General features: G+C 74.5%; 16 protein-coding genes. 7 read left to right on the top strand and 9 right to left on the bottom strand.

Features of this window, described 5'->3' with window-relative positions; translation table 11 throughout:
- Nucleotides 1–77 precede the first annotated feature (77 nt).
- Nucleotides 78–941 carry an alpha/beta hydrolase gene (locus NBH00_RS03265; protein ID WP_254571923.1) on the top strand — a complete coding sequence of 288 codons (864 nt, stop codon included), beginning with the start codon at nucleotides 78–80 and terminating at the stop codon, nucleotides 939–941.
- 57 nt (nucleotides 942–998) lie between these two features.
- On the opposite strand, the gene NBH00_RS03260 is transcribed toward NBH00_RS03265, so the two are convergent.
- The 3 genes from NBH00_RS03260 to NBH00_RS03250 all read right to left on the bottom strand — a co-directional run bounded on the left by NBH00_RS03260 (nucleotide 999) and on the right by NBH00_RS03250 (nucleotide 3,956).
- Nucleotides 999–1,682 (bottom strand): TetR/AcrR family transcriptional regulator, encoded by a 684-nt coding sequence (locus NBH00_RS03260; RefSeq protein ID WP_254571922.1) that lies wholly within the window; start codon nucleotides 1,680–1,682, stop codon nucleotides 999–1,001.
- 90 nt (nucleotides 1,683–1,772) lie between these two features.
- A complete protein-coding gene (locus NBH00_RS03255) occupies nucleotides 1,773–2,804 on the bottom strand; it encodes an acyl-CoA dehydrogenase family protein (RefSeq protein WP_254571921.1) in 1,032 nt (343 codons plus the stop codon).
- A gap of 12 nt (nucleotides 2,805–2,816) precedes the next feature.
- Nucleotides 2,817–3,956: an acyl-CoA dehydrogenase family protein gene (locus NBH00_RS03250; protein ID WP_254571920.1), complete on the bottom strand. Its 1,140-nt coding sequence runs from the start codon at nucleotides 3,954–3,956 to the stop codon at nucleotides 2,817–2,819.
- Between the two features lie 48 nt (nucleotides 3,957–4,004).
- Between NBH00_RS03250 and NBH00_RS03245 the strand changes: the two genes are divergently transcribed.
- The 3 genes from NBH00_RS03245 to NBH00_RS03235 are packed head-to-tail and all read left to right on the top strand — an operon-like array spanning nucleotide 4,005 to nucleotide 7,171.
- Nucleotides 4,005–4,607, top strand: a complete 603-nt coding sequence (locus tag NBH00_RS03245) for a DsbA family protein (protein ID WP_254571919.1) — start codon at nucleotides 4,005–4,007, stop codon at nucleotides 4,605–4,607.
- Between the two features lie 27 nt (nucleotides 4,608–4,634).
- Nucleotides 4,635–5,861, top strand: coding sequence for an aminotransferase-like domain-containing protein (locus tag NBH00_RS03240; protein WP_254571918.1), 1,227 nt, complete (start codon nucleotides 4,635–4,637; stop codon nucleotides 5,859–5,861).
- Nucleotides 5,862–5,917: 56 nt separating this feature from the next.
- Complete coding sequence (locus NBH00_RS03235; RefSeq protein ID WP_254569724.1) at nucleotides 5,918–7,171, top strand: IS701 family transposase; 1,254 nt, start codon at nucleotides 5,918–5,920, stop codon at nucleotides 7,169–7,171.
- Between the two features lie 475 nt (nucleotides 7,172–7,646).
- On the opposite strand, the gene NBH00_RS03230 is transcribed toward NBH00_RS03235, so the two are convergent.
- Together NBH00_RS03230 and rnhA are read right to left on the bottom strand one after the other, a co-directional pair.
- Entirely contained in the window at nucleotides 7,647–8,039 is a 393-nt protein-coding gene (locus tag NBH00_RS03230; protein ID WP_254571917.1) for an ACT domain-containing protein, read from the bottom strand.
- An 18-nt stretch (nucleotides 8,040–8,057) separates the two neighbouring features.
- Nucleotides 8,058–8,582, bottom strand: coding sequence for a ribonuclease HI (rnhA, locus tag NBH00_RS03225; RefSeq protein WP_254571916.1), 525 nt, complete (start codon nucleotides 8,580–8,582; stop codon nucleotides 8,058–8,060).
- Between the two features lie 83 nt (nucleotides 8,583–8,665).
- On the opposite strand from rnhA, the gene NBH00_RS03220 reads away from it, so the two are divergent.
- On the top strand, nucleotides 8,666–9,508 hold the full coding sequence (locus NBH00_RS03220; protein WP_254571915.1) for an Fpg/Nei family DNA glycosylase: 843 nt from the start codon (nucleotides 8,666–8,668) through the stop codon (nucleotides 9,506–9,508).
- Here NBH00_RS03220 and NBH00_RS03215 read toward each other — a convergent pair.
- Nucleotides 9,481–9,705: a hypothetical protein gene (locus tag NBH00_RS03215; protein ID WP_254571914.1), complete on the bottom strand. Its 225-nt coding sequence runs from the start codon at nucleotides 9,703–9,705 to the stop codon at nucleotides 9,481–9,483. The genes NBH00_RS03220 and NBH00_RS03215 overlap by 28 nt on opposite strands.
- A 36-nt stretch (nucleotides 9,706–9,741) precedes the next feature.
- Between NBH00_RS03215 and NBH00_RS03210 the strand changes: the two genes are divergently transcribed.
- Complete coding sequence (locus NBH00_RS03210) at nucleotides 9,742–10,092, top strand: hypothetical protein (protein WP_254571913.1); 351 nt, start codon at nucleotides 9,742–9,744, stop codon at nucleotides 10,090–10,092.
- A 69-nt stretch (nucleotides 10,093–10,161) separates the two neighbouring features.
- On the opposite strand, the gene NBH00_RS03205 is transcribed toward NBH00_RS03210, so the two are convergent.
- Both NBH00_RS03205 and NBH00_RS03200 read right to left on the bottom strand, forming a co-directional pair.
- Nucleotides 10,162–10,983 (bottom strand): sulfurtransferase, encoded by an 822-nt coding sequence (locus NBH00_RS03205; protein ID WP_254571912.1) that lies wholly within the window; start codon nucleotides 10,981–10,983, stop codon nucleotides 10,162–10,164.
- Between the two features lie 10 nt (nucleotides 10,984–10,993).
- Complete coding sequence (locus NBH00_RS03200; RefSeq protein ID WP_254571911.1) at nucleotides 10,994–11,953, bottom strand: aldo/keto reductase; 960 nt, start codon at nucleotides 11,951–11,953, stop codon at nucleotides 10,994–10,996.
- Nucleotides 11,954–12,010: 57 nt separating this feature from the next.
- On the opposite strand from NBH00_RS03200, the gene NBH00_RS03195 reads away from it, so the two are divergent.
- Entirely contained in the window at nucleotides 12,011–12,631 is a 621-nt protein-coding gene (locus tag NBH00_RS03195) for a TetR/AcrR family transcriptional regulator (protein ID WP_254571910.1), read from the top strand.
- A gap of 55 nt (nucleotides 12,632–12,686) precedes the next feature.
- On the opposite strand, the gene NBH00_RS03190 is transcribed toward NBH00_RS03195, so the two are convergent.
- Entirely contained in the window at nucleotides 12,687–13,277 is a 591-nt protein-coding gene (locus NBH00_RS03190; protein ID WP_254571909.1) for a pyridoxamine 5'-phosphate oxidase family protein, read from the bottom strand.

The raw sequence follows: 13,277 nt of genomic DNA, 5'->3' as shown, positions 1-13,277 counted from the left end.
TAGCGGGGCGCCTGCCTCCGGGTGACCGCGGCGGCGCCAGGTGGACGCGGACCGCCCGTTCGTGGTCAGATCTCCCCGTGACCCGCGAGGACGTCGAGTTCCCGTCGGGCGACGCGCAGTGCGCCGCCTGGTTCTACCCCGCCGCCGCGGACGGCCCCGCCCCGTGCGTCGTCATGGCGCACGGCTTCTCGATGACCCGCGGCGACGGCCTCGCGTTCTACGCCGAGGCGCTCGCGGCCGCCGGGGCGCACGTCCTCGTCTTCGACTTCCGCCATCTCGGGGACTCCGGCGGCGAGCCCCGGCAACGCTTCCGCGCGCCCCGCCAGCGGGAGGACTGGCGCAGCGCGATCGCGTACGCCCGCGCGCGGCCCGAGGTCGACCCGCGGCGCATCCTCCTGTGGGGCTTCTCGTTCTCGGGCGGACACGTCGCGAAGCTCCTCGTCGACGGCGCGGACGTCGCGGGCGCGTTCCTCGTCTGCCCCTTCGTCGACGGGCTGCGGCGCGTCCTCGTCACCCCGCCGTCGGTCGTCGCGTGGATCCTGCCGCGCGCGCTCGCCGACCTCGCGGGACGCCACAACCTCATCCCGGTCACCGCGGAGCCGGGCGGCCGGGCGGCGATGACCCTCCCCGGCGAGGCAGCCGGCTTCGCGGCCTCCCGGCACCCCGGATCGCGGTGGCGCAACGAGATCTCGCCCGGCCTGTTCGCGACCATCGGGCTCTTCCGGCCGGTGACGAAGGCGGCGAGGATCCGGGTCCCGCTGTGGGTCGGCCGCTGCGCGGACGACGTCTCCGCCGACTTCGGCGCGATCGGGCGGCTCGCCGCGACGGCGCCGGACGCGGAGCTGCACGACTTCCCGGGGGACCACTTCGCCCCGTTCCAGGGCGAGCTGCCCGCGCAGGTCGCGGCGTCGCAGGTCGCCTTCCTGCAGCGCTTCCTCTGAGCCGCCGAGACCCGACAAGCGCCCGACTGGGGGACGAAAAACGGGTTTCGGCCGCGGTCAGGCGCCGCGCAGGACGCGGAGGGCCGCGTCGAGGATGACGGGTTCGAGCGCCGGGAGCGCCTCGGGCTCGCCCGTCCGCAGCGCCCGGGCGACGAGCGCGTCGATGCCGTGGGCGAGGATCGCGAAGACCTCGAGCGCCGGCGTCCCCTCCCCCTCGCCGGCGCGGACGGCGGCGGCGTGCGAGGCGAGGAAGCGCGCTGCGAAGCGGTCGAGCACCGCGTCCCGCGCGAGCGCCGTCGCGGGTGACCCCTGATGGATCTCGACGAGGAACGTCCGCGCGAAGATGCGGTCGTCCTCGAGGACGCGGAGGTACGCGCGGATGCCGTCCTGCAGGCGGCCGCGCCAGCCGTCGGTCGCGAGGTCCATCGCCGTGTCGATGTGGTCCTCGAGCACCTCTGTCCCCAGGCGGTAGGCCTCGAGGAAGCACTCCTCCTTGCCGGCGAGCAGCGCGTAGAACGTCGACCGCGAGACACCCGCCGCGCGCACGACGTCGGCGACCGTCGTGCGCGGGTAGCCCTGCGCGGCGACGGTCTGCACCATCGCCTCGAGGATGCGCGCACGCTGGCCGGCCTCGACGGCGGCCGCGGTCGGCGCGTCGTCGTCACCGCTCGCCCGAGGCGGGGTGAGCAGCGACGGGTGGTGGCTGACGAGCGAGGCGTCGCGGTCGTAAGGGATCGGCACGGCGGACGACCGCCCCTCTCACCGTCGAACGTCCATCTGCCCGGGCATGTCCGGGCAGACGGACGGTCGACGCGCGGCGCGCGGGGCCACTCAGCGGGTCCCGGCCGCCGCCACCCGCTCGGCCGACAGCGCGGCGACGCGGGCGCGGTGCGTCCCCGGGCCCCCGAGGAACGCGGCGTCGAGCTGCGCGCGCTTGTAGAGCCAATGCAGGTCGGCCTCCCACGTGAAGCCGATGCCGCCGTGCAGCTGGATCGCCGCCGCCGTCGTCGCGCGGCCGCCCGCGGACGCCGCCGCCTTCGCGATCGCCGCCGCGAGCGGCAGCTGGTCCTGGTCTGCGTCCGCGGCCCACGCGCCGAAGAGCGTCGCCGAGCGCGCGCCCTCCGTGTCGAAGAGCATCTGCGCGGCCTTGTGACCGACGGCCTGGAAGGAGCCGATCGGGACGCCGAACTGCTTGCGGTCCTTCACGTAGGCGACGGTGAGGTCGAGCGCCCGCTGGGAGGCGCCGACGAGCCCGGCGGCGACGGCGACCTCGGCGCAGCGCAGCGCCTCGCTCGTGTCCGCGGCCAGGAGGTCCATGCCGCCCTCGTCGGCGACGACGACCTTCCCGTAACGGCGCGTCGGGTCGATCGCGTTCACCGGCTCGATGCTCGCGTCGGCGGCCGCGACGAGCGACGCCATGCCGTCGGGGTCCAGGAGGACGAGGACGTCCGCGCCGACCGCGTCGGGCACGAGCGGCGCGACGCCGTCGGACCACTCGCCGACCGCGCCGCGCAGCGCGCCGGAGGCGAGCCCGGGCAGCCATTGCGCCTGCTGGTCGGACGACCCTGCGTACTCGATGAAGAGCGCGGCGAGGGCGGACCCGCGCAGCGGGACGGCGGCGCACGCCTCGCCGAGCGCCTCGAGGAGGATGACGAGCTCGACGAGCCCGAGCCCCTGCCCGCCGTGCTCCTCGGCGACGGCGATGCCGGGCCACCCGAGCTCGCCGAGCTCCTGGGACAGCGCGTCGTCGTACGTCCCGGCCTCGGCGTGCTCACGCACCCGCGCGAACGGGGACCGCGCGGCGAGCAGCTCGCGCGCGGTGCGGCGGATCTCGTGCTGGTCCTCGGTGAAGTCGAAGTTCATGTCGTCGTGCTCCTACTTCGCCTTGGGAAGGCCGAGCACGCGCTCGGCCACGATGTTCTTGAGGATCTCGGTCGTGCCGCCCTCGATGGTGTTGCCGCGGGCGCGGAGCAGCTCGTAGGACCACTTCGTCCCCATCGTCAGCGCCTCCGGCCCGACGACGTCCGCCGCGAACTGCGTGAGCATCTGGTTCGTCTCCGACCACATCCACTTCGTCAGCGAGCCCTCGGGACCGGGCTGGCCGTACTTCATCGTCGCCGTCAGCCCGCGGTAGGCGGTGAGGCGGAGGATCTCGCAGCGCAGGTGCAGCTCGCCGAGCTGGTCGGCGACGCGCGGGTCCTCGAGCTGCCCGTTCTCGGCGGCGATCTGGGTGAGCTCGTCGATCATCACCCGCAGGCGCACCTGCAGGCCGAAGGCGAGGCCGGCGCGCTCGTTCATGAGCGTCGTCAGCGCGACCTTCCAGCCGTTGCCGACGCCCCCGACGACGTTCTCCGCCGGGATGACGGCGTCCTCGAGGAAGAGCTCGTTGAACTCCGACTCGCCGGTGATCTGCACGAGCGGGCGGACCTGGACCTGCGGCTGGCCCATGTCCATGAGGAAGTAGGTCAGGCCCTTGTGCTTCGCAGCGCCTGAGTCCGTGCGGGCGACGAGCATGCACCACTTCGAGTACTGCGCGCCGCTCGTCCACACCTTCTGCCCGGTGACGCGGAAGGAGCCGTCGGGCTGCTCCACCGCGCGCGTCTTCACCGCCGCGAAGTCGCTGCCGGCGTCCGGCTCGGAGAAGCCCTGGCACCAGATCTCCTCGGCGCTGAGGATCGGCGTGAGGTAGCGCTCCTTCTGCTCGTCCGTCCCCCAGACCATGAGGGTCGGGCCGCCGAGGAGCAGGCCGAGGACGTTCGCGGGGAGCGGATGGCCGGACCGCGCCAGCTCCTCGTAGAAGATCGCCGACTCGACGAGCGTCGCGCCGCGGCCGCCGTACTCGACCGGCCAGTGGACGCCCGCCCAGCCGCCCTCGTGCAGCTTCCGCTGCCAGTCGCGGCGCCACGCGTACTGCGCGTCCTCCCCCTCCGGCTCGGGGCCGGGGCCGTTGGCGGCGAGCCACCCGCGCAGCTCGTCGCGGAACTGCGCCTCGTTCGGCGCGAAGGTGAGATCCATGCTGCGTACCTTACGGGTACACGGCCCCCGTTTGCGAGGATTCGGCGCATGGCCGACGTGATCTTCAGCTTCGACCTCGGCAGCCCCTACGGGTGGCTCGCCGCCGAGCGCGTCGACGGCGCCTTCGCGCCCCGCGCGGTCGTGTGGGAGCCGGTGCTGCTCGGCGGGATCTTCGGCGCGACCGGTCGCTCCTCGTGGGCGCTCGCGGGCGACGCGTCGCGGGCCGACGGCATCGCCGAGATCGAGCGTCGGGCGCGCGAGCGCGGGCTGCCGCCGCTCGTCTGGCCGGACCCGTGGCCGGGCAGCTACCTCACGGTCATGCGCGTCGCGACGGCGGTCCTCCGCGCGGGTGGGCAGGACGCGCTGCGCCGCTTCACGCTCGCCGCCTACCGGGTCGCCTTCACCGAGGGGGCGGACCTCGCGGCCGCGGACGGTATCGGCGCCGCGGCGGAGCGCGCGGGGCTCGGCGCGGGCGGCGGCCTGCTCGTCGCGGCCGGGGACCAGGCCGTCAAGGACGCCCTGCGGGCGACGACCGCGGCGGCGATCGCGCGCGGCGTCATCGGCGTCCCCTCGTTCACCGTCGACGGCACCGTCCACTTCGGGGACGACGCGCTCGACGCGGCGGCCGCCGCACCGGCCTCCGGCGCGTAGCCCGCGACCGGTACCGTTCGCGGTCCCGTGGAGCCGTCGTCCGTCACCACCCGCGCCGCTGTCCCGCCGCTCGCCGCCCGCCTGCGCGACGTCAAGAGCTCGCCGGTGCGCGAGATCCTCGCGCTCACCGCGCGGCCCGGCGTCATCTCCTTCGCCGGTGGCCTCCCCGCCCCCGAGCTCTTCGACGCAGCGGGCATCCGCGCCGCCTACGCGGCGGTGCTGGCCGACGGCGCCGCCGGCCGCTCGCTGCAGTACTCGACGACCGAGGGGGACCCGGCGCTCCGCGAGGCCGTCGCCGCCCGGCTCACCGTCCGCGGGCTCCCGACCGGGCCCGACGACCTGCTCATCTGCAGCGGCTCGCAGCAGGCGCTGACGCTGCTGGCCACCGTCCTGCTCGAGCCGGGCGACCGCATCCTCGTCGAGGAGCCGTCCTACCTCGCGGCCCTGCAGGCCTTCGCGCTCGCCGGCGCCGAGGCGATCCCGGTCCCGTGCGACGAGGACGGCCTGATCGTCGAGGAGGTCGAGCGCCTCGCGACCGCCCACGGCGCGAAGCTCCTCTACACCGTCCCGACCTTCCACAACCCGACCGGGCGCACGCTGCCGCTCGAGCGCCGCCGCGCCCTCGCCGCCCTCGCCGGGCGCACCGGCCTGTGGCTCGTCGAGGACGACCCGTACAGCGAGCTGCGCTACGCCGGCGACCCGCTCCCCGCGCTCGCGACGCTGCCCGGCGCCGAGGACCGCACGCTCGCGCTGTCGACGCTGTCGAAGGTCGTCGCCCCGGGGCTGCGCATCGGCTGGGTCCGGACGCCCGAGGAGCTCCGCCGTCCCCTCACCGTCGCCAAGCAGGCGGCCGACCTGCACTCCTCGACGGTCGACCAGGCCGCCGCCGCGCACTGGCTGGCGCACACCGACGTCGACGCGCACGTCGCCGTCCTCTGCCACGAGTACGGCGCCCGCCGCGACGCGCTGCTCGACGGCCTCGCGGCCGCCCTGCCCGCCGGCTCGGTCCACAACCGGCCCGAGGGTGGCATGTTCGTCTGGGCGCGCCTGCCCGACGGATGGGACGCGGCCGCCCTGCTCGACCGTGCGCTGCAGCGCGACGTGGCGTTCGTGCCCGGCTTCCCGTTCTTCGCGGGTCCGGCGGACGCGGCGACGCTGCGGCTGTCCTTCACCGCCCACGACGCCGGCGAGATCCGCGAGGGGCTCGGGCGCCTGGCGGATGCGGTGGCGGAGGCCGAGTCGGCGGGCTCTTAGTAGTGCTCCGTTAGGTTGTTGCAGGAGGTTATGGAGTCTTGGCGAACTTCTTGTGCATGAGTTCGTCGGCGGGGCAGGTCAAGATCGGGTCGGTGGCCGGTCTCTCGGACAAGCAGCTGGCGCGGGTGCGGCCGCGGCTTGAGGCGTTCGCGGAGGACATGTTCGAGCCAATGGTGCGTCGCGATCAGCGGCGGTGGGGCGGCGTGTATCTGCGGGGGTTGATGCTCGATGGCAAGCGCAAGAGCATCGAGCCGATGGCTGCCCGCCTGGAAGATGGCGATGAGCAGTGCTTGCAGCAGTTCGTCAACCAGTCGCCGTGGCGGTGGGAACCGGTGCGTAAGCGCTTGGCGGTCCGGCTCAGCGAGGCGATCGTGCCGGCGGCTTGGGTGATTGACGACACCGGCTTTCCGAAGTTCGGCGACAAGTCAGTCGGCGTGGCGCGCCAGTACTCCGGCGCTTTGGGGAAGGTCGGCAACTGCCAGATCGGGGTCTCGATCACCGCCGCCACCGTGCACGCGTCGTGCCCGATCGACTGGCGTCTGTTCCTGCCCGAGTCGTGGAACGAGGACCCGCGCCGCGCCGGCTGCAAAGTCCCCGACGACGTCGTGCATCGGCCGAAGTGGCAGCTCGCGTTGGACATGATCGACGAGCTTCAGGCGTGGGGGCTGCAGGCTCCGCCGGTGCTCGGCGACGCCGCCTACGGTGACGTGACGGAGCTGCGCATCGGCCTGGAAGAGCGCGACATCCGCTACGTGCTGGACGTCAAGGGCACCACGTCGGCGCTCCCGGCCAGCACCGAGCCGCAGACGCCGACCTACGCCGGCAAAGGACGGCCGCCCGCGCCGCGCTACCGCCGACCGTTCAGCAGCGTCGCGGCTTTGGCGGCCGAGGTCGGCGAGGACGCCTATCTGCGGATCTGCTGGCGCCAGGGCACCAAGGGCGAGCTGGCCTCGCGCTTCACCGCGATCCGCGTGAAGCTCTGCAACATCAAGCTGCGCAGCGCCCACGCAGACGGCAATCTGCCGGTCCGGTGGCTGCTGGCGGAGTGGCCCGAAGGCAAGAGCGCCCCGACCGACTTCTGGATCAGCGACCTCCCCGACGACACGCCGATCGCGGACCTCGTCGCGCTGGCGAAGCTGCGCTGGCGGATCGAGCAGGACTACCGCGAGCTCAAAGACGCCCTCGGCCTAGACCACTTCGAAGGCCGCTCCTGGCCCGGCTGGCACCACCACACAACCCTCGTCTCCGTCGCGCACGGCTTCCTGACCCTGGAACGACTGCGGCGACCTCAACGCCGGGCGGCCGCCTGACCTCACTGTTCGAGGTCGTTCGGGAGCTGCAAACGCTCTTGGCCTGCTGGCACGGGACATGCCCGACCTGCCGCAGACGGCTGCCGCCCGACACCCCCTACCTCAACGACACCTAACGGAGCACTATTAGGCCGGAGCGCGGGCGCTTGCGGCGCCGGCGCGTGCGGAGCCTGCGGGGCGCCGGCGTCTACGGCGGGCTGGTTTACGGCGGAGGGGAGGCGCTCCGAGCGCGCGCGACCGACGAAGAGGTCGCTCAGCGACCATTTCGTCGTGCGCTCCCTCGGTGGCGCACGAACTGCACGGATGACGTGGTGTTCGTGCGACTCCAGCGGCGTTCGCCCCTCGGTGGCGCACGAACTGCACGGATGACGTGGTGTTCGTGCGACTCCGCGGCAGACCGCCGGCCTCCCTCTTCCGTAACCGACCGCTGTAAGCGCGACGACCCGGCAGGACAGGCCACAGCAGGCCAGCCGCCTCAGCCCACGACCACCTCATGCCCCGCCCCGCGCAGCGCGCCCACCGCAACCTCCAGCGACCCCGCGCGCACGAGCACATGGTCGGTGTCGTACGTCGACACCGCGAAGATGCCCACCCCCGCGTCGGCCAGCGGCGTCAGCACCGCCACGAGCACGCCGGCCTCGGTCGTGAGGTCGAAGGGGCCCGCCAGCGTCAGGGCCCGCCAGCCGCCGTCCGCGATCGCGCCGTCCGGGACGTCCTCCTCCGCGCAGACGATCGACAGCTCGTCGGCCGTCCGGGTGACCGCGTGGAGCGGGTGCGCATCGGGCGGGACGGGAGGCACCGGCGCCGCGGACGGAAGCCGGCAGATCGCCAGCAGCCCCGGCTGCACCGTCAGCGTGAAGGTGCGCACGGCCCGCCGCCGGGCCGCTCAGGCGTTCGCCGCGGCGGCGGCCACGGCGAGCTCGTCCGCCCGCTCGTTCAGGGCGTTGCCGACGTGGCCGCGCACCCAGTGCCAGCGGACGGACGCGTGCCGGCCGACCTCGGCGTCGAGCGCCTCCCAGATGGCGCGGTTCTTCACCGGGTCGCCGCCGGCGGTCTTCCAGCCGCGCTTCTTCCAGCCCGCCATCCACGAGGTCATGCCGTCGAGGAGGTAGCGCGAGTCGGTGACGACGCAGACCGTCGAGCCGTCCGGGAGCGACCGCAGGCCCTCCAGCGCGGCGGTCATCTCCATGATGTTGTTCGTCGTGTGCGGCGCGCCGCCGGACAGCTCTATCGGCGCCTCGTCGTCGCTCGTCGTCACGAGGGCGGCCCAGCCGCCGGGGCCCGGGTTGCCCTGGCAGGCGCCGTCGGTCCAGATGAGCGTCTCGCCGAGCGCGCGCTCGGGCGGGACGTCCGGCAGGGACTTGGACTTCGCGGCGGGACGGCGGCGGTACGGGCTCTTCGCGGGCGGCATTCGGCCTGCCAGGGTAGGGGGCCGGGCGGCGGAGGGCGTCCCGGCCGAGAGCCGGGCCCGCTCCGCCCCCGTACCCGTCACGCATGCCCGAAGGCCACACGATCCACCGCCTCGCCCGCTGCCAGCGGGCCGACCTGCAGGGCCGGGTCGTCACGACGTCCTCACCCCAGGGGACCGGCGACGCGCCCGTGCGCGCCTCGCTCGCCGCCGCGCGCGCGGCCCAGGAGCTCGACGGGCGCCGCCTGGAGCGCATCGACGCCTACGGCAAGCACCTGCTCCAGCGCTACGAGGGGGACCTGACCCTCCACGTGCACCTCGGGCTCTTCGGCCGCTTCGTCCGTCGTCCCCACCCGGACGCCACGCCACCCCGCCCGACCTGCCGCCTGCGCGTTGACGCGGGCGACGTCGCCTGGGACCTCAGCGGCGCCGTCGCCTCCACGCTCCTCGAGCCGCCGGAGGAGGACGCGCTCCTCGCCCGCCTGGGGCCCGACCCACTGCGGGCGGACGCTGATCCGGCGAGGTTCACCGCCGCCCTCGTTCGCCGCCGCATCTCGATCGCCGCGGCGCTCATGGACCAGTCGGTGCTCGCGGGCGTCGGCAACGTCTACCGCGCGGAGTCGCTCTTCGCGGTCGGCCTGGACCCGTTCACGCCGGCGCGGGACCTCACGCCGGACGAGGTCACCGAGCTGTGGGACGTCCTCACCGCGCAGCTGCGCGACGGCGAGCGCGCCGGGAAGATCGTCACGGTGCCGGCGGACGAGGCGGGCGGCGTCCCCCGCTCGAAGCTGCGCGGCCGCGACCGCGTGCAGGTCTACCGGCGCGACACGTGCCGCCGCTGCGGCGGCCCGGTCCGCCAGCAGCCGCTCACCGGCCGGACCCTCTGGTGGTGCCCGGCCTGTCAGCCCGCCCGCTCGTCGGAGAGCTGAAGCCGCCGGCCCCAGTACGGGTCGCCCTCCCGGACCCAGTGGCCCGTCAGGCGGTGGATGACGAACGCCGTCTCGTCCCCGTCCTCGTCGGCGACGACGAGCCGGGCGCCGTCGACGCGGACGACCGTGAGGTCCCCGGCGGCGCCGTGGACGTGCGCGGCCATGCCGATCCGGGGCATGAGGCGGCTCGGGCGCATGAAAAGACGGTACTCGGCCGCTACGGTGGAGGGTGCGTGTTCCCCGTCCAAGGCCTGCAGTTCCACTACGCCCTCCACGAGCTCGCCGCCGGGCGCATCGGCTACCGCCGCTGGCGCTGGGAGCTGTGGCACGGCGCGACGCTCCACGCGACCGGCTGGTGCAGCAGCAAGGCCGGCGCCGACCGCGCGCTGCGGACGTACGCCGCCAAGAGCGCGCACCGCTTCTTTGGGCTGCGCGCGCCCGGCATCGAGTCGATGCCGGAGCTCTCCGGGGAGCCGATCGTCCCCGGTGCGATCGCGCGCTTCAGCACCGGCCCGGTCGACTACGTGCTCGTGCCGCGCGGCATGGAGCTGCCCGGCGACCCGCTGCTCGCCGCCACGGGCTGAGCGGGCGCCGGCGGCGCCCGTCCGGCAGCGAGACCCACCCATGCGGTGGGGTTCGCCCACCCGCCGCGGCTACCCCGGCTCGGGCCCGGTCGCGACCGGCCGGCCCGGCGTGTTGCTGTACGCCGACCACGAGCCGGCGTACAGGCGTCCGCGCCCGAGGCCGGCGTGCTCGAGCGCGAGCAGCGCGTGGCAGGCGGTGACGCCCGAGCCGCAGTAGGAGACGACCGGCGTGCCCTCCTCGACGCCGACCGCGGCGAACCGCCGCCGCAGCTCGACCACGGGGAGGAAGCGCCAGTCCTGGTCGAGGTGCTCGCGGGTCGGCAGGCTCAGTGCGCCGGGGATGTGCCCGGCGGCGGGGTCGACCGGCTCGGTCTCACCGCGGTACCGCGCACCGTCGCGCGCGTCGAGGACGACGCTGCGGCGGTCGGTCGCAGCGTCGATGTCGGCGAGCGCCGCTTCGGGCCACGCGCGGACGTTCGTGACCGCCGGCGCGGGGACGACGTCCTCGGTCGAGAGCTCGCCGTCGTAGGCGGCGAGGCCGCCGTCGAGGAGCGCCGCGTCCTGCCCGAGCGCCCGCAGCATCCAGACGAGCCGCGCCGCGATCGCGCCGCCCGCATCGTCGTAGGCGACGACCGTCGTCGCGTCCCCGATCCCCGCGCCGCTCAGGCCCTCCGCGAAGCGCTCCGGCGCCGGGAGCGGATGCCGGCCCTCGTGGGGCTCGCCGTGCCCCGCGAGGTACCGGTCGAGGTCGACGAACACCGCGCGCGGGATGTGGCCGCGGTCATACGCCTCGCGGGCCGAGCGCCCGTCGAGGTAGAAGCGGCAGTCGGCGGTGACGACATCCTCGCGGCGGCGCTGCCACCAGGCGAGGTCGACGATCGGCGGGATCACGGCCGCGACGCTACCCCGCCGAGACGTCGTCGAGGGCGGCGGCCTGCTCGCCGGTGAGCTCGACGTCCGTCAGCGCGAGCAGCTCGTCGAGCTGGGCGACGCTCGTCGCGCTCGCGATCGGCGCGGCGACGGTCTCGCGGCCGCCGAGCCAGGCGAGGGCGACGGCGGCGGGCGGGACGCCGTGCGCGGCCGCGACCTCGCGCAGGACGTCGAGCGTCCTCCACGTGCGCTCCTGCCCGCCGTACGTCTTCAGCGCCCCGCCGGCCCGCGGCGAGCCGATGCTCGCCTTGTCGGACTCGCGGGTGTACTTCCCGGTGAGGACGCCCATCGCGAGGCCGTAGAACGGGACGCACGCGATGTCGTGCTCGGCGCAGACCGCCTGCAGCTCGTCCTCGAACTCCGCGCGGTCGAGGAGGTTGTAGCGCGGCTGCAGCGCGGCGATCGGCGCGTAGCCCTCGGCGGCGCAGACCTCGACCATCCGCCGCAGCCGCTCGGGCCCGACGTTCGAGACGCCGATGTGCGCGATCTTCCCCGCCTGCAGCAGCTCGTTCATCGCGCCGAGCGACTCCTCGAGCGGGACGTCCTCGTCGTCGCGGTGCTGGTAGTAGAGGTCGATGCGCTCGACGCCGAGGCGGCGCAGCGACGCGTCGCACGCGGTGCGGATCGTCTCCGGGCGCAGGTTCCCGAGGTCCGCCGCACCGAGCATGCCGACCTTCGTGGCGATCGTCAGCTCGTCGAGGTCGGGGCGGCGGGCGGCGATCCAGCGGCCGATCGTCGCCTCCGACTCGCCGCCGGCGTGGCCGGGGACCCAGGCGGAGTAGACGTCGGCGGTGTCGACGAAGTTGCCTCCCGCCTCGGTGTAGCGGTCGAGGATCGCGAACGAGGTCTCCTCGTCGGCGGTCCAGCCGAAGACGTTGCCGCCGAGGCAGAGGGGGTGGACGTGCAGGCCGGTCGATGCAAGTGCGGGCATGCGCCCCAAACTAGCGCCGCCCGCGCGCCGCGGCCCGGCGGGCTAGCATCGCCCCCGGTGACCGCCCCGCCCGCCCGCCGCACCCAGGAGGAACGCACCGCCGAGACGCGCGGACGGCTCCTCGACGCGACGATCCAGAGCGTCCTCGACGTCGGCTACGCGGCGACGACGACCCGCCGCGTGACCGAGCTCGCGGGCGTCTCCCAGGGCGCGCAGACGCACCACTTCCCGTATCGGGTCGACCTCGTCGGCGCGGCGATCGAGCGGCTCGCCGACCAGCAGATCGCGGAGATCGCCGCCCACGCTCGTGAGCTGCCGACCGACCCGGAGACCCGCAGCGGCGCGCTCCTGGACCTGCTGTGGGAGCACTTCTCGAGCCCGATGTTCACGATCTTCGTGAAGCTCTGGATCGCGGCCGCCGACGACGAGGACCTGCACCGTCGCCTGCTGCCCGTGGAGAAGGAGATGCGCCGGCAGGTGCTCGCCCACGCGGCGGACATCGGCGGCGACCTCATCGCGGTGCCCGGCTGGGAGTCGCGCCTGAACCTCGTCCTCACCGCGATGCGCGGGCTCGCGCTGACCGAGGCGTTCGAGCCGCGCGAGCAGCCGCCCGCCCGCAGCCCGTGGCCGGCGATGCGCGCCGAGCTCGAGCGGATGCTGCGCAGCGCAGCCCCCTGACCCGCCGAGACCCGATAACAGCCCAACTGGGGGACCAAGAACGGGTTTCGGCGCGTCAGGGGCGCGGGGGCGGCGCGTCGAGCGCGGGCAACCCGTCGATCGAGCGCAGGTTCTTCTCCTCGATGTACTCGTCGAGCGCCCCGGTCCCGCCGACGGCGAGCTTCTTGTCCGCCCACTTCACGGCGTGCTCGCGCTCGCCGACGTGGTCCATGAGCGGGACGCCGTAGCCGCACGCGTCGGCGATCCGCTGCACCGCGACGTGGACGATCGCGCGACGGGCCTCCGGGCGCGAGGGGTCGGCGAACGCCCCCCGGGCCAGCAGCTCGTCGTACGCCGCCTCGCCCGGGAGCGCCACCGTCCCCGTCCCGTGCAGGCGCAGGATCCGCGGCGGTCCGCTGAACGCGCAGAGCATGAGGACGATGCGGCCGTTCTCCCGCAGGTGCGCGATCGTCTCGGCGCCGCTACCGACGACGTCGAGGTAGGCGACCTCGCGCGGGCCGAGCACGGCGAGCGACCCGATCGGCCCCTTCGGCGAGAGGTTCAGGTGCCCGTCGGCGGCGAGGGGCGCGGTCCCCACGAAGAAGACCGCCTGCGCGGCGATCCACTCGCGCTGGGCGTCGGAGAGCTCCTCGTAGACGCGGGCCAT

Source organism: Paraconexibacter antarcticus (assembly GCF_024220175.1).
Lineage (GTDB): Bacteria > Actinomycetota > Thermoleophilia > Solirubrobacterales > Solirubrobacteraceae > Paraconexibacter > Paraconexibacter antarcticus.
This window is presented reverse-complemented; position numbering and strand designations above follow the sequence as displayed.

What these genes read in the sequence shown, in the direction of transcription:
- NBH00_RS03200 (WP_254571911.1), bottom strand. Translation starts at nt 11,953, where the DNA reads ATGCCCGCACTTGCATCGACCGGCCTGCACGTCCACCCCCTCTGCCTC.
- NBH00_RS03255 (WP_254571921.1), bottom strand. Translation starts at nt 2,804, where the DNA reads ATGAACTTCGACTTCACCGAGGACCAGCACGAGATCCGCCGCACCGCG.
- NBH00_RS03245 (WP_254571919.1), top strand. Translation starts at nt 4,005, where the DNA reads ATGGCCGACGTGATCTTCAGCTTCGACCTCGGCAGCCCCTACGGGTGG.
- NBH00_RS03250 (WP_254571920.1), bottom strand. Translation starts at nt 3,956, where the DNA reads ATGGATCTCACCTTCGCGCCGAACGAGGCGCAGTTCCGCGACGAGCTG.
- NBH00_RS03190 (WP_254571909.1), bottom strand. Translation starts at nt 13,277, where the DNA reads ATGGCCCGCGTCTACGAGGAGCTCTCCGACGCCCAGCGCGAGTGGATC.
- NBH00_RS03215 (WP_254571914.1), bottom strand. Translation starts at nt 9,705, where the DNA reads ATGCGCCCGAGCCGCCTCATGCCCCGGATCGGCATGGCCGCGCACGTC.
- rnhA (WP_254571916.1), bottom strand. Translation starts at nt 8,582, where the DNA reads ATGCCGCCCGCGAAGAGCCCGTACCGCCGCCGTCCCGCCGCGAAGTCC.
- NBH00_RS03235 (WP_254569724.1), top strand. Translation starts at nt 5,918, where the DNA reads ATGAGTTCGTCGGCGGGGCAGGTCAAGATCGGGTCGGTGGCCGGTCTC.
- NBH00_RS03220 (WP_254571915.1), top strand. Translation starts at nt 8,666, where the DNA reads ATGCCCGAAGGCCACACGATCCACCGCCTCGCCCGCTGCCAGCGGGCC.